Origin of the sequence: Leisingera sp. ANG-M1 (assembly GCF_000813745.1) — a bacterium.
Lineage (GTDB): Bacteria > Pseudomonadota > Alphaproteobacteria > Rhodobacterales > Rhodobacteraceae > Leisingera.
Genome location: NZ_JWLC01000017.1, coordinates 96,138 through 116,888, shown reverse-complemented (window position 1 = coordinate 116,888; position 20,751 = coordinate 96,138). Strand labels below are relative to the sequence as shown.

17 protein-coding genes are annotated in these 20,751 nt (G+C 63.2%); 4 read left to right on the top strand and 13 right to left on the bottom strand.

What is annotated here, in order from left to right:
- The 5 genes from RA19_RS15225 to RA19_RS15205 all read right to left on the bottom strand — a co-directional run.
- Window positions 1-957, bottom strand: a 957-nt coding sequence (locus RA19_RS15225) for an ABC transporter ATP-binding protein (RefSeq protein ID WP_039164070.1), incomplete at its 3' end; no start/stop codon positions are given.
- Between the two features lie 153 nt (window positions 958-1,110).
- Complete coding sequence (locus tag RA19_RS15220; protein WP_039164068.1) at window positions 1,111-2,235, bottom strand: extracellular solute-binding protein; 1,125 nt, start codon at window positions 2,233-2,235, stop codon at window positions 1,111-1,113.
- 385 nt (window positions 2,236-2,620) lie between these two features.
- Window positions 2,621-3,685: a quaternary amine ABC transporter ATP-binding protein gene (locus RA19_RS15215; RefSeq protein WP_039164066.1), complete on the bottom strand. Its 1,065-nt coding sequence runs from the start codon at window positions 3,683-3,685 to the stop codon at window positions 2,621-2,623.
- A gap of 9 nt (window positions 3,686-3,694) precedes the next feature.
- Window positions 3,695-4,726 (bottom strand): ABC transporter permease, encoded by a 1,032-nt coding sequence (locus tag RA19_RS15210; protein WP_039164064.1) that lies wholly within the window; start codon window positions 4,724-4,726, stop codon window positions 3,695-3,697.
- A gap of 67 nt (window positions 4,727-4,793) precedes the next feature.
- Window positions 4,794-5,756: an ABC transporter substrate-binding protein gene (locus tag RA19_RS15205; protein ID WP_039164062.1), complete on the bottom strand. Its 963-nt coding sequence runs from the start codon at window positions 5,754-5,756 to the stop codon at window positions 4,794-4,796.
- 182 nt (window positions 5,757-5,938) lie between these two features.
- Here RA19_RS15205 and RA19_RS15200 point away from each other — a divergent pair, with 182 nt between their 5' ends.
- A complete protein-coding gene (locus tag RA19_RS15200) occupies window positions 5,939-6,913 on the top strand; it encodes a LysR family transcriptional regulator (protein WP_039164060.1) in 975 nt (324 codons plus the stop codon).
- A gap of 173 nt (window positions 6,914-7,086) precedes the next feature.
- Here the strand turns inward: RA19_RS15200 and RA19_RS15195 are convergent, their stop codons facing one another.
- A complete protein-coding gene (locus RA19_RS15195) occupies window positions 7,087-8,604 on the bottom strand; it encodes a trimethylamine methyltransferase family protein (protein ID WP_039164058.1) in 1,518 nt (505 codons plus the stop codon).
- 187 nt (window positions 8,605-8,791) lie between these two features.
- Between RA19_RS15195 and RA19_RS15190 the strand changes: the two genes are divergently transcribed.
- The gene (locus tag RA19_RS15190; RefSeq protein ID WP_039164056.1) at window positions 8,792-11,227 is read left to right on the top strand and encodes a GcvT family protein; all 2,436 of its coding nucleotides are present in this window, start codon (window positions 8,792-8,794) and stop codon (window positions 11,225-11,227) included.
- A 106-nt stretch (window positions 11,228-11,333) separates the two neighbouring features.
- Here the strand turns inward: RA19_RS15190 and RA19_RS15185 are convergent, their stop codons facing one another.
- The 3 genes from RA19_RS15185 to RA19_RS15175 all read right to left on the bottom strand — a co-directional run bounded on the left by RA19_RS15185 (window position 11,334) and on the right by RA19_RS15175 (window position 14,523).
- On the bottom strand, window positions 11,334-12,599 hold the full coding sequence (locus RA19_RS15185) for an ABC transporter permease (protein ID WP_039164054.1): 1,266 nt from the start codon (window positions 12,597-12,599) through the stop codon (window positions 11,334-11,336).
- The gene (locus RA19_RS15180; protein ID WP_039134361.1) at window positions 12,596-13,402 is read right to left on the bottom strand and encodes a taurine ABC transporter ATP-binding protein; all 807 of its coding nucleotides are present in this window, start codon (window positions 13,400-13,402) and stop codon (window positions 12,596-12,598) included. Before RA19_RS15180 ends, RA19_RS15185 begins: the two co-directional genes overlap by 4 nt.
- Window positions 13,403-13,527: 125 nt before the next feature.
- Complete coding sequence (locus RA19_RS15175; protein ID WP_039164093.1) at window positions 13,528-14,523, bottom strand: taurine ABC transporter substrate-binding protein; 996 nt, start codon at window positions 14,521-14,523, stop codon at window positions 13,528-13,530.
- A 180-nt stretch (window positions 14,524-14,703) separates the two neighbouring features.
- Between RA19_RS15175 and RA19_RS15170 the strand changes: the two genes are divergently transcribed.
- Complete coding sequence (locus RA19_RS15170) at window positions 14,704-15,675, top strand: LysR family transcriptional regulator (RefSeq protein ID WP_039164053.1); 972 nt, start codon at window positions 14,704-14,706, stop codon at window positions 15,673-15,675.
- A gap of 162 nt (window positions 15,676-15,837) precedes the next feature.
- Entirely contained in the window at window positions 15,838-17,115 is a 1,278-nt protein-coding gene (gene hisD, locus RA19_RS15165) for a histidinol dehydrogenase (protein ID WP_039164052.1), read from the top strand.
- 40 nt (window positions 17,116-17,155) lie between these two features.
- Here hisD and RA19_RS15160 read toward each other — a convergent pair whose 3' ends face one another.
- From RA19_RS15160 to RA19_RS15145, 4 genes are read right to left on the bottom strand one after another with little or no spacing between them, the layout of a single operon-like run.
- Window positions 17,156-17,674: a nitrous oxide reductase accessory protein NosL gene (locus RA19_RS15160; RefSeq protein WP_039164051.1), complete on the bottom strand. Its 519-nt coding sequence runs from the start codon at window positions 17,672-17,674 to the stop codon at window positions 17,156-17,158.
- Window positions 17,671-18,492, bottom strand: coding sequence for an ABC transporter permease (locus RA19_RS15155; protein WP_039164049.1), 822 nt, complete (start codon window positions 18,490-18,492; stop codon window positions 17,671-17,673). Before RA19_RS15155 ends, RA19_RS15160 begins: the two co-directional genes overlap by 4 nt.
- Entirely contained in the window at window positions 18,489-19,490 is a 1,002-nt protein-coding gene (locus tag RA19_RS15150) for an ABC transporter ATP-binding protein (RefSeq protein WP_241479077.1), read from the bottom strand. Before RA19_RS15150 ends, RA19_RS15155 begins: the two co-directional genes overlap by 4 nt.
- Window positions 19,483-20,751 carry a nitrous oxide reductase family maturation protein NosD gene (locus tag RA19_RS15145; RefSeq protein ID WP_039164047.1) on the bottom strand — a complete coding sequence of 423 codons (1,269 nt, stop codon included), beginning with the start codon at window positions 20,749-20,751 and terminating at the stop codon, window positions 19,483-19,485. Before RA19_RS15145 ends, RA19_RS15150 begins: the two co-directional genes overlap by 8 nt.

Below are 20,751 nucleotides of genomic sequence, written 5' to 3'. Positions count from 1 at the left end.
GAAGACATTGCCCTCGAACTCCTCGTGGTTGACCTTGGCCGTCACGAAATGGTCGCCCGCCGCGCCCTGCGGCGCCAGCGCAAAGGCTTCGGGGCGGATGAACATCATCGCCTCGTCGCCCTCTTTCATCCGGCCCTGGTTGGCGGTGGAGATCCGCGCCACCAGCTCGCCGGAGCGGTTGGTCGCAATCAGCGCCTCATTGCCCATGATGCGTTTGACCTTGCCGCGGAAGACGTTGTTTTCGCCGACAAAAGACGCGGCAAAGGCGGTGGAGGGGTCGTTGTAGATGGTCTTGCCGTCGGCGATCTGGTCAATCACGCCCGCCTTCATCACCGCGATGTTGTCGGACATGGTCAGCGCCTCGCCCTGGTCGTGGGTGATGTAGATGAAGGTGATGCCGACCCGCTGCTGGATTTCGCGCAGCTCGGTGCGCATATGCTGGCGCAGCTTCAGATCGAGCGCCGACAGCGGCTCATCCAAGAGCAGCACATCCGGCTCGGCGCAGAGCGCCCGCGCAATCGCCACCCGCTGGCGCTGGCCGCCCGACAGCTCGGAGGGCAGCTTGTCGCCCTGGCCGGGCAGCGCGATCATGTCCAGCAGCTCATCGGCGCGCTTCCTGCGTTCCTTGGCCGAGGCGCCTTTGATCTCCATCGAAAAGGTGATGTTTTCCCAGATCTTCATCAGCGGAAACAGCGCCAGGTTCTGGAAGATCAGCGCCGTCGGGCGCTTGTTGGGCCCGATGCCTTTCATGTCGTTGCCGCCGATCAGCACCCGGCCGTCGCTCGGATCCAGAAAGCCGGAGACCGCGCGCAGGATGGTGGTCTTGCCGCAGCCCGACGGCCCCAGGAAGGAGAAGAAATCCCCCCCGTTGATGTTCACATTGGCATCCCGAACGGCAACAAAATCGCCAAACCGGATCCACAGATTCTCGAGATCAACCCCGACACCTGCACTCATTTCGTTTCTCCCCAAGGCACAGATCCCCCTCCGGCGCCGCATGCCGGCCCCGCAAGACCTGTTTCCTGTTTCTGTCCTTAAAAGATTGCGCCGCAGATACGCGGCTGGCCCCCGGGGATGGTCCCGGGGGCCAGTTCGTTCAAACGCTCTTGCTTAGGCGCTCTTGAACTTGTTGACGAACTCGGTGCGCACGTCGGCGTACCAGGGCGCCTCGGCCGGCCAGGGGTTCAGGTTGGCCAGCGAGCTGCCCGGATAGGCTTCGGCAAAGTTCTTCTTGTAGACATCGCCCGAGAAGCCGTCGGCGCCCAGCACCGGCGAGTTGTAGCCGTGGCTGTCAATCGCCTTGCCTGCGGGCTCCTGCTCGTAAGCATAAGAGATGAAGGCATAAACCTGCTCTTCATTCTGCGCGCCCACCGGCATCGAGATGCCGTCGACCCAGGCCATCGCGCCCTCGACCGGCGCCTGGTAGTGCACCGGCTCGCCTGCGGATTTCAGCGCCAGCGGCGGGCCGTCCCAAGTCTGGCCAACCACCACGCCTTCGTTCAGCAGGCCGTTCTTCTGGGTGTCAGCATCGTTCCAGATCAGCTTGATCCGGTTCTTGCGCGCCACGCACCAGTCGGTGACCTGGCCCCAGACTTTGCGCATGGTTTCCTCGTCGTCATAGGCGGCCCAGATCGAGCCCGGCTCCATCTCGCCCGAGGCTTCCATGTAGAGGCCCGCGCCCAGCATCATCGAATGCGCCCGGCCCATGGTCTTGCCGGCATTTTCTTCCGACCAGACATCGCCGTAGGACGGCGCGTCGCCGGCCGGCAGCCATTTGTCGGTGCGGTAGGCGATGCCCTCGGTGCCCCAGATATGCGGCAGCCAGTGCACGCCGGCACCTTCAAAGTTCCAAGCATCGGTGCCGATCTTGGCCATCGCCGGGTTCACCGCGTCGATGTTGACCTTGCTCATGTCAAACGGCTTCAGCAGCTCCAGCGGCCCCCACTGCAGCGAGCGGTTGTTGGTCGGGGACACGATGTCGAAGCCCTGGCCCTTGGTGGCCTTCATCTTGTTGATGATTTCCTCGTTCGAGCCGATGCCGGTGTAGTTCACCTTGATGCCGGTCTTGGCTTCAAAGCCCGAAATAAACTCCGGCGGCAGGTAGTCCGACCACATCAGGATGTTGATTTCGCCCGACGAGGCCAGCGCGCTCTTGCTGTACAGCGGTGCAGCCAGTGCTGCAGCCCCTGCGCTCTTCAGCAGCGTGCGGCGCGAAACATTCGTCTTTACAGTCATTTGTCGTTATCTCCCTTTGGACTGTGATTTGTTGTTCTTGTTGTTCCAACTGTGAAACCTTGCGGATGCTTCCCGGTCTCCTACAGTGACAGTTTCAAAAATTGATAAGGCCAGATCGCCTGTCATCCTGCACAACATGGTGCCAGTTCCGGCACAGAGTGAGACATTCCGCAAATTTTGCTCGTGCTTTGAAAACTATCGCTGTGGCTGCAGTGTGCGCCTGTCAGAGCAATGCGTCAACGTCCCTGCCCAGGTTCAGGACAGAGAGTTTGGCAGCTTCCGTAAGGGAAACACAAACACCGGCAGCACCCGCGCGCCGTTCTGCAGCCATTTGAAAAGACTGGCGTATACTGGATTTCCCCGCGCTGCTGCCGGGACAGTGCCGTCAGGAAGCGCGTGCAGCTTCCTGTGATGCGGCCGGGGCAGAGCGGTAGGGCAGCAAGGCCGCCAGTAAATCCTCAGCCCCAATGGTTCCCGCGGGCCGGCCGTCAAGGGTCACTGAAATGATGGCCCCAGGGCGGCCGTTCAACCGCTCGATGACCGTCTCCAGCGAGTCGTTCCAGTCCACCTCGCCGGACACCGTGCCTGCTGGTGCATCCTGCCGCGCGATGGTGCCCGCACGCAGTACCCGGGCTCGGTTGATGTCGCCGACAAAGGCCTCAATGTAAGGGTCAGCCGGGTTCATCACGATATGCTGCGGCGCGCCCTGCTGCACCAGCGCGCCGTCTTTCAAGATCACCAGATGATCCGCCAGTTTCAGCGCCTCGTCCAAGTCGTGTGTGATAAAGACGATGGTCTTGTGCAGCTCGGTCTGCAGCTCAAGCAGCAGATCCTGCATGTCGGTGCGGATCAGCGGATCCAGGGCCGAAAACGCCTCGTCCATCAAGAGGATGTCACTGTCTGCCGCCAATGCCCGGGCAATTCCCACGCGCTGCTGCATGCCGCCCGAGAGCTGGCTGGGGTAACGGCCCTCAAACCCCTCCAGACCGACCCGGGCCAGCCACTTGCGGGCTTCCGCCTCACAATCTCCGCGCTGAAGCCCTCGGATTTTCAACGCTGTTGCCGCGTTCTCCAGCACTGTCTTGTGCGGCAGCAGGGCAAATTTCTGAAACACCATCGACATGGCATTCTGGCGCAATGCCTGCAGCTCTGCCGCGCCCATCGCCATCACGTCGCGCCCGTCCAGCAGGATCTCTCCGGCGGTGGGTTCGATGAGCCGGTTCAAATGCCGGATCAGGGTCGACTTGCCAGAGCCCGACAGCCCCATGATCACCGTGATCCCGCCCGCCTGCATATCGATGCTGATGTCCTGCAGACCCAGCACATGCTGATGCTGCTCCAGCAGTGCCGTCTTGCCAAGGCCCTGCTCGCGCACCAGCGGCAGCACCTCAGAAGGCCGGGCGCCAAAGATCTTGTAGAGATTGCGGATGCTGATCTTGGGGATGCTCATCGCCGGCTCCTATTTGCTTTTGTGGGCGGGGTCGATGCGTTGCAGCGCAGCCTTGGAGCAGCGGTCCAGCACCACCGCCAGCAGCACGATGCCGAACCCTGCCACCAGGCCGACGCCCAGCTCCAGATTGCGGATGCCGCGCAAGACCAGCACGCCCAAGCCCGGTGCCGAGACCAGCGAAGCGATCACCACCATCGCGAGGCTCATCATAATGGTCTGGTTCACGCCCGCCATGATATTGGGCAGCGCCAGCGGCAGCTGCACCCCGAACAATTTCTGCCGTTCCGACATGCCAAACGCGTCTGCTGCTTCGATCACATCACGGTCCACCAGGCGGATACCCAGATCGGTCAGCCGGATCACCGGCACAATGGCATAAAGGATGATGGCAATGCCGTAGAGCTTCGGCTCGGTCACCGAGAACAGGAAGATCAGCGGGATCAGGTAGACGAAACTGGGCAGCGTCTGCAGCATGTCCAGAACCGGCAGCATCACCCTTTGGGTGCGGTCGGAGCGGGACATCAGGATGCCAATGGGCACTCCGAACAGCACGCATAGACCGGTGCAGACAAAGATGATCGACAGCGTCTGCAGCGCCACGTCCAGGTGATCGATCAGCCCGAAGAACAGGAACACCACAGCCACAAAACCGGTCACCGCCCGGCGCCGGGTCGCAGCCCAGGTGGCCCAGATCAGCACCGGGATCAGCACCCACCAGGGCACCGCGGTAAAGACATAAAGCGCGGCCTCCAGCAGCCAGGACAGGGGCTGGGTCAGCGGGTCCAGCACGAATTTCAGCCCGTCTTTCACGGCCAGGAACGCTGCTTCGACACCGGCAGTCATGTCGCGCGTCTGCGGGATCGCACCGCAGGCCTCGTGCAGCGTGTCCAGCGACGGGAACGGCAGCGCCTCGCCGCCTTCCGCGTTACTGCCATTCGTCTGGGCCAGCAGCTGCGCCATGCTCATCGGCGTATCGGCGGCGCCGTCTTCGCACCAGCTGCGCAACCCCAGCCGGTCAATTGCGGTGTCGTAAAATGCCATTGCTGCCGTGCCCGTTCTGTCTTCTGCGAAGAGGCCCCGCCGCAGCAGAGCCTCTCCAGAGGTCAAGTTACTTCAGCAGCGCCGAGACGTTTTCGCGCGCACTATCGCTCAGCCACTCGGGCCAGATGTCCTTGTGCCTGGTCAGGAAGTACACCGCCCCCTCCTCGGCCGAGGCGTTGTTGTCTTCCATCCAGGCCAGGATCCCGTTCATCTGCGCATTGGTGAACGTGACCTTGGACATCAGATCGGCAATCTCCGGCTCGCGCTCCTGGAAGCTGGCGGTGGCTGCAGTCTTCACCGCTGCGCTGGGATAGGCGGAAACACCCGGTGCGGCGCAGTCCTTGTCGCCGTTGCAGGTGTGGGTCTCCGCGTCATGCCCGCCCATGTCGACCAGCACCATCGGGTACTTGCCCAGCACCGCCGTCGGCGCCCAGTAGAAGCCGAACCAGGGCTTTTCGTCCGCATAAGCCGAGGCCAGCGCTGTCGCCAGCGTCTCGCCCGAGCCGTGGTTGAACACCTCGATGCCCTTGCCTTCCAGGCCGATCACCTTGTTCATGTTGTCGTTGACCGTGCGGCAGCCCCAGCCGTCCGGGCAGTTGTCGAACCGGCCTCCGACCAGTGCCGGATTGGCCAGGATCCCCTCCAGCGTCGCGGCTTCGGGGTTGGCATCGACCACATACTGCGGCACCCACCATCCCTCGACACCGCCGTCGGACAGCACGTCGGCCAGCTCCACCAGCTTGCCCTCCGCCACCAGCTCCGCATAGGCCGGCGCGGTGTTGACCCACAGCTCGGTCAGAACGTCCGGCGTGCCGGTCTCCGCCACCGAGGTCAGCGCGGTCGGGGTCGAGGACGGCACCGTGGTCACCTTGCAGCCGTATCCCTGCTCCATCAGAAACTTCGACACCGAGGTCACCACATTGGCCGAGGCCCAGTCCATCTGGGTGATGGTCACCTCGCCGCAGCTCCCGGCCCAGGCAGGCGCCGCAAAGCCCAAGGCGCATACGGATGATAACAGCAGTCTTTTCATTCTGATCTCCCTGAAACAGCTGGCAGGGCTCCGCGGCCCGGCAGGTTGTTATGGGAGGGAACGCTTCCACATTTCCCAGGATCAGCAGACACAGAACGCACTGCTCCAAGTTTTTGCTATCATTATTCAGAATTTTTGCGAAACCTCATGACGCAGCCCTGTGTCTGTGGAAGAGATGCGCCATGCCTAGCCAAACCGCCCGCAAAGACCTGAGCCTCAAGGGGCTGGAACTGTTTCAGATCACCGCCCGCAAGGGCTCGCTGCAGGACGTCGCCGAGGAGACCGGCCTGTCGGTCAGCACCATCTCGCACCATCTGCGCAATCTTGAGGATCATCTGGGCGTGGAGCTGTTCAATCACAGCCGCCGCCCGATGGTGCTGACGCCCAAGGGCCAGGTGTTCCTGCGCAATATCGACGACGCGCTGCACGCGATCCGCAAAGCCAAGGCCGAAGCCTCAGCCGGCAATATCTCGGAAGCAAGCTATCTGCGGCTTGGTACGATCGAGGATTTCGACAGCGACATCATGCCGGAGCTGGCGGTGTTCCTGTCCTCCAGCATGCCGCGCTGCGATTTCATGTATCACACAGATTCCAGCCACGCGATCCTGGCCATGCTGCGCGACCGGCAGCTGGATCTCGGCATCACCACCACTCCGGCCGAGCGCCTGCGCGACCTGCAGGATGCGCCGCTGCTGCGCGACCCCTTTGTGGTGGTGCTTCCCAAGGCCGGGGAGCACCTGCTGCAGGAAGTTATTGAAGGCAAAAGCAAACTGCCCTTCCTGCGGTTCTCCGGCAGCCTGATCATTGCCCGGCAGATCGAATCCCAGCTGCGGCGCATGGGGCTGTCGCTGCCGCACCGCTTTGAATGCGCCAGCAATCAGACGCTGATGGCCATGGTCGCGGCAGGTGCCGGCTGGACCATCACCACGCCGCTCCTGTTCTCCCGCGCCAAGCGGTTTCAGCCCAAGCTGAAGATGGTCGCCTTCCCCGGCAAAAGCTTCTCACGCACGCTGGCGATAGTCTCCACCCCGGACTGCTCCCGCTCGATCCTCGACCTTGTGGACAACCGGATGCGTAGCCTGATCACCGACCACGCGATCAAGCCCTTCCACCAGAGCACGCCCTGGCTGGCAGACAGTTTCAAACTGATTTCCTGACCCACAGGCACTACTGCAACAACCAAGATTAAAGACTGTACTGCCCGGCTGCAGGCCGGGCCGCGCCGACCCGCCCCCATGGGGCGGCGCGATTGCGCCACCCCGCGGGTCTCTGCGGCCCTATGCGTTCACATCTCTGTTTTACAGGTTTCTTTGATGCAATTCGAACCGCGTCAAAGGATCTTGAACCGCGACCGGATCTCCATGTCCTGCTCCGCAGTCAGATACTCCGGGTGGTGCGTCCGCAGGATCTCCTGCGCTTTGAGCCGCGCCTGTGCCCAGGCATCCAGTGCGCCCTTCTCTGCCCAGGTACGCGGCTCGTCCCTGTCGGCCAGGGCAGGATAAAAATAATCCCGCTCCATCGCCGCATAGGTATGCTGCCCGCCCAGGAAATGCCCCTCGCCCAGCACCGCCTCGCAGATCGCCTCGAAGCCCAGGTTCTCCTCGCTCACCTCGATCCCGCGCAGAGCCCGGTAGGTGTGCGAGTGCATCTCGTCATCCAGCACAAACCCCTCGAAACTTGCCCCCAGCAGGGACGCGGTCATGCCCGAGCTCTCATAGATCAGGTTCCCCCCCGCCAGCGCCGCCGCCAGCGAGGTCAGCCCCTTCTCCATCCCGTATTGCGCATCAATCGCTTTGGCGTCGGTCATTGAGCAGGCCACGCCCGAGGGCAGCCCCAGCCAGTTTGACAGCTGCGCCGAGGCCGCATTCAGCACCGCCGTCTCGCCGCTGCCGCCGGAAAACGCGCCGGTACGCAGGTCGATCACCAGCGGCCAGTTGGAGAACACCATCGGAAAGCCCGGCTGGATTGCATGCACCATCACCAGGCTGGCCAGGGTCTCGGCCAGCGACTGCGCCAGGAACCCCGCCAGTGTCGCGGGCGCCGTTGCCCCCGCCTGCGCCGCGGTGATGCAGGACATCGGAATGTTGTGCCTGATGCACTCGTAGACGACCTCCACCGCATCCTCGCCATAACGCATCGGCGAGATCACCGGGCTGATATGCGCCTTGACGAAAGGCCGTTTGGAGAACTCCCCCGGCCCGCCCGCGGCAATATCCAGCATCTCCACAATCGGTGCCACATGCTCCGCCAAAGTGAAGGAGGTTGCCACAGGTTTGGTCGTGTTCTTCAGCAGCCCATAGACCGTGTTCACGTCCAGATCATAGTTGTCCGGCACATCGGTTGCCACGCAGCAGCGGGTGAACCAGCTGACATTGGCCAGCGTGTCCTGCAGCCGGGTGAAATCATGCAGATCCTCCAGCGTTGAAGGCCGGTACAGGCTGCTTTCCATATCCAGCGTCTGCACCGCCGCGCCGCCGGTTCCAAAATGCACCGCATTGCCGCCAACGGTGATTGATCGGCTCTCATCCCGCCCGTGCAGCACAAAGGTCTTGGCCGCCTGATCTATTGCCTGCTCCACCAGCACCGGCGGAAACAGCAGCCGGCCGGCGCCGTTGTCCTCTGCACCAGCCTTCATCAGATCATCATGCAGCCGCGGCGGCACCTCGCCCATGCCCAGCTTGGCCAGAAGATCCAGCGCTGTGGAATAGATCCGCTCGCACTCTGCCTCTGTCAGCGGTTTGTATGCGCCGCCGACCTGGCCCGGCGGACAGGGATCCAGCGCAGGCTTCGCCGCCCGCTGCGCCAGCCGCTCCCGGCGCCCGCCTCTCTTTGCTCGCTGCTCTGTCATATCCCGGCCTCCTGCGGCAATTCTTGCCCCAACTCTTCCCGCCGCAGCCTCTGGCTGGCAATCGCCGCCGCCATCCTTGCAATTCATTCAAATAAATTTTCGAATTTCTGAGAATAGACGCCGCCCGCATTGCAGCCCCTGCCGCCAAGGCGCTTAGTCACTGCAAATCTGTCCGGAGGCACATTCCATGAAATCGCGCACCAAGGTTGTTGTGATCGGCGGCGGCATCGCCGGCTGCTCCACCCTCTACCACCTCACCCAGGAAGGCTGGAGCGACGTCGTTCTGGTCGAACGCAACGAGCTGACCAGCGGCACCACCTGGCATTCGGCGGCGCAGGTCACCAACTTCGGTATGAACCAGACCATGGTCGGGCTGAAAACCCACTCGATCAACCTCTACAAGAAACTGGCCGAGGATCCGGAATACCCGATCAACTACCACCATGGCGACGGCGGCATCCGCATGGCCAATACCGAGGCGCAGATGCAGGGCTACCGTCATTTCGCCTCTATGGCGCGGGGCATGGATGTGCATTTCGAGGTGATCGACGCCGAAGAATGCGCCCGCCGCCACCCGCTGATCTCCACCGACAACCTGATCGGGGGCCTGTGGGACCCGCTGGACGGCGACATCGACCCGGCGCAGCTGTGCCAGGCACTGGCCTACCACGCCCGCAAGGCAGGAGCCGAAGTCTACCGCAACACGCCGGTGACTGCTCTCACCCAGCACAAGGACGACACCTGGACGGTGCACACCGAGCACGGCGACATCGACTGCGATATCGTGGTGAACGCCTGCGGCTACCGGGTGAACGAGGTCGGTGCGATGATGGGCGTCCACCACCCCGTCGCCTCGATGGAGCACCAGTACTTCCTGACCGAGGACATCCAAGGCATCATCGACGCGGGCCACCGGATGCCGCTGATCCGCTGCCCGATCTCGGACTACTACTGCCGCCAGGAAAAGAACGGCCTGCTGATCGGCTTCTACGAGCAGGACTGCAAGACCTGGGGCATGGACGGGATCGACCCGAACTTTGTGAACGCCCTCTGCCCTGACGATCTGGAGCGCGTCATGGATGTGCTGGAGGGCGCCTTTGCCCGGATGCCCGCGCTGCGCGAGACCGGCATCCGCTCCATCGTCAACGGTCCCATCACCTATACCATCGACGGTGCCCCGCTGATCGGCCCGATCCCGGGCAAGCGCAACGCCTTCTGCGCCATCGGCCTGCGCGCGGGCCTCGGCGAAGGCGGCGGCCACGGCTGGCTGCTGGCGCAGATGATCGTGCATGGCGAAGCCTGCTATGACACCTGGTGCCTCGATCCGCGCCGTTTCACCGGCCATACCAACGTTGAGCTGACCGCACTGAAGGCCATTGAGGATTACCAGAACGAATTCCGCTTCCACTTCCCGCGTGAGCACCGCCCCGCAGGCCGCCCGGCGAAGACCACACCGCTCACGCCCATCATGGCCGCCGAGGGCGCCGAGTTCACCGTGGTGAACGGCTGGGAGCGGGTGGAATACATCAAGCCTTCGCCAGACTTCCATCCGTCGCTCAGCTTCAACTTTGACGAGGCCTTCGACATCATCGCCGCCGAAGTGAAGAACGTGCAGGAAAACGCCGGGCTTGCCGAGGTCAACGGTTTCAACCGCTTCGAGATCACCGGCGCCGACCGCCACAGCTTCCTCGACCGGATGTTCTGCGGCACCGTCACCAAACGCGCGGGCCGTGTAGGGCTGGGATACCTCTTGAACCACCACGGCATGGTCAAGGGAGAGGCCACCGTGGCCAACCTCCCCGCCTCGGACCGCGGGCCGGAGCGGGTCTGGTACGGCTCTGCCGCTGCCAGCGAATTCCACGACATGGACTGGCTGACCCAGAACATCGGCGCGGATGAGGACGTGCAGATCCGCTCCCTCACCAATGACCAGACCATCCTGGTCCTGGCCGGCCCCCGGGCAAGGGACGTGCTCTCAGCCTGCGCCCGGGGCGACTGGTCGCGTGAGGCCTTCCCCTGGCTCTCGGTGCGTGAATGCTTCATCGGCTTTGCCCCCGCCACTGTGATGGGCGTCAGCTTCTCCGGTGAGCTGGCCTATGAAATCCACATCCCCAACGCCTCGCTCTACGCAGCTTATCTGGCACTGCGGAAAGCGGGTGAGGAACACGGGCTCAAACTTTTCGGTGCCCGCGCGGTGGAATCGATGCGGATGGAGAAAGGCTTCCTGCACTGGAAAGCCGATCTGATCACCGAATTCGACCCGTTCGAGACCGGGCTGGACCGGTTCGTGAAGCTGGAGAAAGGCGGTTTCATCGGACGCGAGGCCCTGTTGAAGCGCCAATCCGAAAGCGTCCGCAAGAAGCTGGTGACGCTGCAGATCGACGCCACCCACGCACCCGCTCATGGCGGCGCCTCGCTGATGCAGGGCGACAAGGTCGTGGGCACCGTAACCTCCGGCGACTGGGGGCACCGGGTGGGGATGAACCTGGCCTATGCCTTTGTCGAGCCGGAAATGGCCGTCGAGGGCAGCACCCTTCAGCTCGATCTTTGCGGAGATCTGGTCGCAGCAACAGTTATCGCGCCATCGCCTTATGATCCGGGATTTGACCGGATCCGCGGATAACTCTCCGCCCGGCCCTCAGAAAGTTCCTTCACTTGTCTAACTTTGAAAATGCAAAACGCCCGGGGACTTGCCCGGGCGTTTTCTTTTGTCTTGCTAGGGTCTCAGATCAGCTGCGGCCTTTCCACGGCACCAGCCAGTTCTCGGCCTTGCGCATCAGGATGTCGATGCCATAGCCGATGATGCCGATCAGCACGATGCCCATGATCACGATGTCAGTGAGCTGGAACTTGGACGCGGCGATGATCATCATGCCCGCCCCTTTCTGCGCGGCAACCAGTTCGGCAGCCACAACCGTGCCCCAGCAGACCCCCATGGCAACCCGCGCACCGGTAAAGATCTCCGGCAGCGAGTTCGGCACGATCACATGGCGCATGATCTGCCATTTGGAGGCACCCAGCGAATAGGCGGCATGGATTTTCGAGATATTCACCCCGGACACCCCGGCCCGCGCCGCAATTGTCATAATCCAAAGCGCTGCCAGGAACAGAAGCACGATCTTGCCCGTCTCCCAGATGCCGAACCAGATGATCACCAGCGGGATCAGCGCCAAGGGCGGCACCGGGCGCATAAATTCGACAATCGGGTCGAACCAACCGCGGAACCAGCCGCTCAGACCCATGGCATAGCCCAGCGGGATACCGACAATCGCACCGGTCACAAAGCCCGCGATCACCCGGGTCAGCGACCAGCCAAGGTGCTGCCACAGCGAGAAGTTCTGGTAGCCTTCATTGGCGATTTCAAAGAACCGGCCCACCACGGTTTCCGGTGCCGGCAGCCAGATCGGGTTCATCTGCATGCCCTGATGCGGCGTAAAGCTGATTGCCCCCTTGCCGGTCAGCGTGACACTGCCGTCGCCGGTATCCACCGAGCCATCCGCGCCGATCGCCTCGCCGTTGATGGCAACGATTTTGGCGCCCGCCTTGCGCTTGGCCTCATCGTTTTTGTCAAACAGCAGCGTGGTCGAGCGCCCGGCCTGAGCCGGCAGCGCATCGTTTTGGGCAAAGCCGTCGCCGCCCTCCACCTCGAATTTCTCGACCTCCTCGCCAAAGCCGAAGACCCGCACGGTCACCTGGGCATCATCCGTCGCGCCCTCGGCGTTCTCCAGCGTGTAGGTGAAGGTGGTTTCCCCGGTAAACGGCCCCGGCACATGGATCGGGATCAGCTTGGAGCCGGTGAACGCCCCCCAGATGATAAAGATCACCAGAACCGAGATGATCGAAGCCGCCCGGTCCGGCGTCACGGCGCTTTCGTCGCCGAAGGTTACGGTTTTCAGGCTGGTGAAATCCTGCCGGGACTGCATGCCGCGGCGGATCAGATGCACCAGGAAGAAGGCGCCTGCAAACAGCGCGAGATAAAAGATAAGGACTGTCATGCCACCTGCTCCGTCCGGCCCATGATTTCCTCTTCCATCTCCCAGATCATCGAGAGGATCTCATCCCGGGTCTCGGCAAAACCTTCGGACTTCTTCACGTCGCGCAGGTCGGCATTCACGCCGCGCTCCGCAAAGGGCAGGTTGTATTCGCGGTGAATACGGCCCGGCCGCGGCGCCATCACAATGAGCCGCTCGCCCAGCAGCAGTGCTTCCTCAACCGAGTGGGTGATCAGGATGATGGTCTTGCCGGTCTCTTTCCAGAGCTTCAGCACCAGGCCTTGCATCTTCTCCCGCGTCAGCGCGTCCAGCGCGCCCAGCGGTTCGTCCATCAGGATCACGTCCGGCTCATTGGCCAGGCAGCGGGCCAGCGCCACGCGCTGCTGCATGCCGCCCGACAACTCGTAAACCGCCTTCTCCTTGAAGTCCTGCAGGCCGACGATGTCCAGCAGGCGGTCCGAGATCTTCTCGCGCTCGGCCTTGGCCATGCCCTTCATCCGGGGGCCGAATTCCACATTGTCGCGCACGTTCATCCACTCGAACAAGGCGCCCTTTTGGAACACCATGCCGCGCTCGGCGTCCGGTCCTTCAACCACATGGCCGTTCAGCTCCACTGCGCCTTCGGTCGGCGCCAGGAACCCGGCCAGAATGTTCAGGAGCGTGGTCTTGCCGCAGCCCGAAGGCCCCAGCACCGACATCAGCTCGCCCGCTTTCAAATTCAGTGAAACGTCTTTCAGCGCCTGGACCGAGCTGCCGTTGGGCAGGTCGAAACGCATGGAGACACTCTTGATGTCCAGTCCCGACATCTCTCCCCCTTTTCTTCTTAGAGCCTGGTTCCGTTTTGCGCTGTTGCGCCGGCCGGAAGGCTCAAAAACCGCGGATGCAAACGGCCCGGGAACCGGGCCGTTCACAAAAATCTAAGTGTTGCGGCTCAGTTCTGTGCGTCTGCCAGCGGCGCGCTGTCAACAGCCCTTTCATAGGAGTCCAGCGCCGCTTCGATGCTGCCTGCGTTCACGAACACATCCGCCACGCCCTTCATGAAGCTCTGCGCACCGCCGCCCAGCCATTTCTCGGACAGCTGCTCTTCGGCAGAGGGGAAGCTGAAGGTTGCGATGGTCGCCGCGGTCTCGTCCACATCCATGCCTGCGTCCTTGGCGATCACCGGCAGCATCTTGTCGTTGTGCTCGCCCGAGTTCCACATGGCGTTGGCATCAGCCGTCACCTTCAGGAACTTGCTCAGCAGTTCGCTCTCTTCGGCGATGAAATCGGCCGGCGCGCTGGTCACGTCAAACACCAGGATGCCCAGTTCTTCCTTCTCGGCGCCGGTCAGCAGCACGTTGCCATGCTCCAGCATCCGCCGCAGGCCGCCGCCCCAGCCGCAGACCATGTCCAGGTTGCCCTGGGCAAAGGCTGCTGCGCCATCCGCAGGCGCCATGTCGACGATCTCCATCGAGCCGACGTCCACACCGAAATGCGCCATCTGCGACAGGAAGCCGTAATGCGCTGCAGTACCGATCGGCACGCCAACCTTCTTGCCGTTCAGCTCACCGGCGTTGGTCTTGTCGATCTCCAGCGCTTCGGCCACCACGCAGTTATCGTTGTCGGAATAGCTCACGGCCACATCCACGGTCTGGATGTCCTGGCCCGCCGAAGTCGCCACCACAAACGGCGGCACGCCCTGGCTCACAGCAATCTGCACGTCGCCCGAGGCCATCGCTGCCGACATTGCGGTGCCGGTGTCGAAGGAAACCCAGTTGATCTTGACGCCCAGCTCTTCCTCGTAGGTGCCGTTGGCTTTGGCAAACTGGAACGGCATCGGCCATTCGAGGAAATAGGCAACCGTGATTTCATCCAAAGCCGAGGCAGATGTGGCCGAAATCGCAGCAGCGGCTGCACAGGCTGTTGAAAGCAGATACTTCTTGATCATGTGGTTCTCCTCCCAGATGTTTTTCCGGACCCGTTCCTTGCAAGCCTCGGACAAGTATTTTTGCACGGCAAACCATATCCGGGAAGCAATTCCACAGTAGAATAAAGTTACTTTTGCGGGCAAAGTAAAACTTAGTTTCGTTTTTTACGGAATGATGACGCTAAACGGGAGGGTCCGCCAGTGCAGAAATCCCTGAGCCTGCGGTGGCTGGAAGTGTTCCAGCTTATTTCGAAGTCCGGATCAATACAAAAGGTTGCCCAGGAAACCGGCCTGTCGATCAGCACAGTCTCCAACCATCTGCGCAGCCTGGAAAGCGCGCTGGGGGTCGATCTGGTGGACCACACCCGCCGCCCGATGGGGCTGACGCCTGCGGGCGTGGTCTTCGCCCGCTATGTCTATGACGGGCTGATGACCCTCAAACGCGGCGAGGCGGAAATCCGTTCCGGCAGCTGGCAGCATGCCACCGATCTGCGGATGGCGCTCCTGGATGATTTCGACAACGAAGTTGGACCGGAACTGTTCCAGTTCCTCTCCAACGCCCTGCCCCGCTGCAGCTTCCGCCACTACACACGCCCCAGCCACGAGATCATCGAAAAGCTGCAGGAGCAGAAATTGGACGCGGGAGTCGCCACCCGGCCCGCCGGCCTCTTGCCCGACCTGATCGAATACCCGCTGATGCGCGACCCTTTCATTCTGGTGGTTCCGTCAGGGTTCTCCGGCGACGTCAAGGACTTGACCAAGGCCGACGCCTCTCTGCCCTTTCTGCGCTACTCCCGCGACCACACCATCGGCAAACAGATCGAAACCCAGCTGACCCGGCTCAAGATCTCGCTGCCCAACCGGTTTGAACTGGAATGCAACCAGTCGATCATCGGCCTTGTCTCCGAGGGCAGCGGCTGGACTGTCACCACCGCCGCCAGCTACCACCGCGCGGCGCGATTTCATGACAAGGTCAAGGTGGTGCGCTTCCCCGGCAAAAGCTTTGCGCGCACCGTGTCGCTGTTCACCACCAACGTCTATCCCGCCGCCACCTCGCAGCTGATCCACGAGGCGCTGCAGAAATCCCTGCGCCATCATTTCACCGACCCGATCAGCGTCCGCTTCCCCTGGCTGGCCGAGGAGTTCCGCACCCTTCCGGCGCAGGGCGGCTGACGCGCAGCGCGCTCCGGCAATTCGAAACAAACATCCGTGTTTTTCGAAATCACCGGCCTCCGGCTTGACCGTTTGGCCCGCCGGGCGCTGTTTTAGGCACACCCCGCGCCGGGCCTGTGCCTGCACCTCCGGCGGCCCTCTAACGGAAATGAGCTGACCCAAATGGCAATCACCTACCTGAAACAGGCCCAGCCCCGCCCCGCCGCCGAGAACAGCGACATCCGCGACACCGTCGCCGTCATGCTCGCCCATATCCAGCGCGAGGGCGAGGACACCGTGCGCCGCTATGCGGAAACACTCGACGGCTGGACCGGCCCGATCGTGGTGACCGACGCCCAGCGCCGTGCTGCCTGCAACCGGGTCTCCGACCAGCTCAAGGAAGACATTCAGTTCGCCCACACCAACATCCGCCGCTTTGCCGAGGCGCAGAAGGCCACCATGGGCGAATGCGAGGTCGAGGTGATCCCGGGGCTGATTGCCGGCCAGAAGCAGATCCCGGTTTCCAGCGCCGGCTGCTATGTGCCCGGCGGCCGCTACAGCCATATCGCCAGTGCCCTGATGACGATCACCACCGCCAAGGTCGCCGGCGTGCCCCATATCACCGCGGTCTCGCCAACGCGCCCCGGAACCGGCATTCCCGACGCCATCATCTATGCCATGGACCTCTGCGGTGCCGATCTGATCCTCAATCTGGGCGGCGTGCAGGGCATCGCGGCGATGGCCCAGGGCCTGTTCGGCGCCAAACCCGCCGACATCCTGGTCGGCCCCGGGAACACCTACGTTGCCGAGGCCAAGCGGATGCTGTTCGGCAAGGTCGGCATCGACATGTTTGCCGGCCCCACCGATTCACTGGTGATCGCCGACCACACCGCGGATGTGGAAACCGTTGCCTGGGACCTGGTCAGCCAGGCCGAACACGGCGCCGACAGCCCGGTCTGGCTGGTCACCACCAGCGAAAGCCTGGCCAAGGGCGTCATGGCCCGCGCCCAAGCGCTGATCGACACCTTGCCGGAACCCAACCTCTCCGCCGCCCACCGCGCCTGGCACGAGCGCGCCGAGGTAGTCCTCTGCGATACCCGCGAAGAAGCCGCGGAAACCGCCGACCGCTATGCCCCCGAGCATCTGCAGGTGCAGGCCGAGGATCTCGACTGGTGGCTGGACCGGCTCACCGCCTATGGCTCCCTGTTCCTGGGCAAGGAGACCACCGTTTCCTTCGGCGACAAGAGCTCCGGCCCCAACCACGTGCTGCCCACCAGCGGCGCCGCGCGCTACACCGGCGGGCTCTCGGTGCACAAGTTCACCAAGACCGTCACCTGGCAGCGCTGCACCGCCGAAGCCTCGCACGAGCTCGCCCAGCGCACCGCCCGCATCAGCCGGATGGAAGGCATGGAGGGCCACGCCATCGCCGCCGAACTGCGGCTGCAGCCCGAGCTGGTTTAAAGCTCAGTCAAAGTTCAGTCAGCGCAAAGCAGGGAGATGCTCAGGACGGCGTCTCCAATTGCTGGTCCAGATCGACTGGCCCAAGCACCGCGTCATCGGGAATACCATCAAACCCAGCCACGGCTCCACCGTACCGGGCCGCGAACCGGCTGGCCTCTTCAGGCGAAGCAAAGGGCACCACTTCCGGCGCCCCCATGCCTCCCGCCACGTTGGATCCCACCACAAAATGCGCTCCCTCCGCTGCAATCCAATTCTTACTGCCGGGATCTGCCCAACTGGCCGCCGCACCCATGTCGCTCACGTAGATCGCGGTGATCTCCGCATCCCGCTCCGGGCTCTTCACATAGGCTGCCAAGTCGCGCACCTGAGCAAAGAACAAAGGCGCCGGGAAGCCCTCCAGATGGATCTGCCCTTTGGGCCCGCCGTGTTCCGCGACATTCATCTGGCAGAAGTAGCTGAGCGCAACCTCGGTCAGTTCCACCGGCGCAGGCGGCGCCTTGGCTTCTTCCTCCTGGCAGGCAGACAGCACCAATGCGGCGGCAAGGATCAGGCGTTTCATGGCTCCACCCTCCGGAATGCGGCGCAGGCCAGCAGGAAACCCAGAGCAGGCCACAAAAGCAGCGACAGCGGTGCCGCCCAGGCAGGCAAGGCGCTGGCCGCCCCCGCCATACCGCTGGACAGGGCCACACTTTCCGAGGCCGCGACATTCCACAGCCGGAACGCATCCGCCGGATTAGCAACCATCACCCAAGGGAAGATCTTCTGAGTGAACACCCCGCCGCTGTCCATCACCACAGCACCCAAAAGACCAAGATCATAAAGCACCACAAACACCAGCCACACACCTGCCGAAAGGCCCGCGGCGGCTGTCGCCCCGCTGCTGAGCGCCGACAACGCATAGCCCAGTACCAGGAACACGGCGCCCAAGAGGATCGAGGTCAGCACCAGCCGTCCCAGCGCCATCAGGCTTTCAGCCCCGGCACCGCCGAACCAGGCGGCGACGGCCCCCGCCGCGCCAAAGCCGATGCACATCGCCACCGCCAAAGCGGCCAAATGCGCCATCAGCTTGCCAAGCAGAATCTCTGCCCGTCCGGCCGGGTAGGCCAAGAGTAAAGCCAGGCTGCCCCGATCACGGTCGCCTGCGACTGCATCGAATCCCATCATCAGCGCCAGTAGCGGCGCCAGATAAACCGACAGCGTGGTCATCGAGGCAACCGAGACCGTCAGCATATCCACCCCCAGCGTCCCTGTCGGCGCCGATCCGGCAAAGGACAGCGCCAGCGAGAATGCCAGCATGATCAGCGTGGCCATGACCAGCCAGCGGTTGCGCCGCAGGATCAGCATCTCGGCGCGGGCAATGGCAAAGGCGCGTCTCATTTGCGGTCCTCCCCGGAATAGTGGCGGTACAGGTCTTCGAGCCGCGGCGGCACCATGTCGATGTCAGCCACCGCATCGCCCATGGCCACGATCTTGCGCAACTCTTCCATCTTGTCCTGCGGGCGGCAGAGGATCTCGACCGAGGCGCCGTTGATCCGCCGCCCGCCGGTCTCCACCGCAATCCGGTCCGCCTCTGCGCCGCTCGCTTGCACCCTCAACCGGACCGGCAGCCCGGCCTGTGCCGACAAGCCTGCCAGCGTATCATCCGCTACCTTCACGCCTTTGCGCAGGATCGCGATGCGGTCAGTGCGTGCTTCCACCTCAGTCAGCGCATGAGAGGCGATCAGCACCGCCGCGCCCTGCTCCGCCAGTTCATTGATGATGGCATAAAGATCCTGGCGCGAGATCGGATCCAGCCCGCTGGTCGGTTCATCCAGAAGCGCCAGCTTGGGACGTCCCAGCAGCACCTGCGCCAAGCCCAGCCGCTGCCGCATCCCCTTGGAATAGGCGCCAATACGGCGGTGCATCGCCTCGCCCAGGCCGACGCGTTCCAGCAATGCGCCGATGTCCGCTTTCTCCCCGGCCAGACGGGCAAACAGCGCCAGCTGCTCATGCCCGGTCAGCGCCGGGTGAAAACTGACAGCCTCGGGCAGAAAAGCCGTGGCGGCACGCGCCGCGGCACTGCCGGGGGCTGCACCGCAAATGCGGATACTGCCGCCCTCATGCCGGATCAGACCCAGCACCGCCTTGATCAAGGTCGACTTGCCCGCGCCGTTGTGGCCCAGCAGCGCCAGCCGCTCACCCGGCGCGATGTCCAGGTCGATGCCGTGCAGCACCTGCGTTTTGCCGCGGAACTTGTCCAGGGCGCGGATTTGCAGCGGGCTCTTAGAACACTGAGGGCTGGGCCCGGCCGCCGGGTGGGCGTGAAGCGCCCGCCCGAGGGGGGCGGTCGGGCGCTGCCCGGCGGTGCCGCCGGGCGGTACGTTTCTGTTATCCATCTTGTTCAACCTTTCTGGCGGCCTCAGGCCGCACGGGGACCATCAGCGGGTGGCTGTCGATCACCCCGCCGGGCAGCAGCGCCGGGAACGCCGACTGCGACCAGCGCACCAGCTGCACCGCGGGCGAGCCCATCAAGAGTTTCGCCGCCGGCTGGGTCCACAGCACATGGTCCATGCTGTCATTGGGGCGGTAGGGCGCATCGGCGATGCCATCCCCGTCCACGTCAAAGCCTGCAAAGTCGGACCAGTAGTTGCCTTGGCCCTCTTCGCTCCATTCCACCCATTTGGTGGAGACAAACTTCACCTGATGCCGGTTGCCAACAAAGGCATTGCCCACCATCCGGTTGCCCGCACTGCCCGCGGTGAAATGGATGCCAATCCCGCAGCCCTCGAACCAATTGCCCGAGAAATCATTCTTGTGCGCGTTGTAAAGGAAGGTGCACTTGTCCTTCGCGCCCTTCACATAATTGCCGCGCACCTCGCCCTGATTGGCATAGTTCAGCATCACCCCGTGGTCGCGGTCGTTCAGAGAGACATTCCCGGTCACCTTGACCCGTTTCGAGAACATCACCGCATAGCCCAGGTGGTTTCCGATCGAGACATTGCCCGAGACCTCGGAGTTGTCGGCATACATGTAATGCACGGCAAAGCGCAGATCGCGGAAGGTGTTGTTGGTGAACGTGTTTTTCTTGGAGCTGTTCACAAAAATCCCATCGCGGCCAAAGCGGATCTCATTGCCGTCCACCACCGCACCCGGCGCGTTCCAGACATAGACCCCATTGCCGCGGGCATTCATGTGCCGGTCCTGGCGGCCCTCGATCCGGTTGCCCCGCACCAGGCTATCCTTGGCGCCGTGAACATCCACGCCGTACAGATTGCCCAGCAGCACATTATCCAAAATCTGCGGCGCCTTCGCCGTCTTGGTCAGCTTGATGCCGCTGTCGATCTCCTGATGCGAGGAGCCGGAGCCAACCACCGTCAGCCCCCGCACCGTCACGCCCGGCCCGGTCACGGTGATCACCGATCCCGCACCCTGCCCGTCTAGAGTGGCGTGGCCCTGCCCGTCCAGAGTGACAGGCCGGTCCAGCACCAAGGTTTCACCATAGGTGCCGGGGGCGAGGCGGAGGGTGTCGCCATCCGCCGCCTGCGCCAGTGTTTCAGTGATGGCCCCTGCCCGGTTGGGCACATCCCAATCCTTTGCCCAAGCAGGCGCCAGACAGGTCAAGACTGCAACCAGGGAAATGGGCAGGAGCCGTCTCAT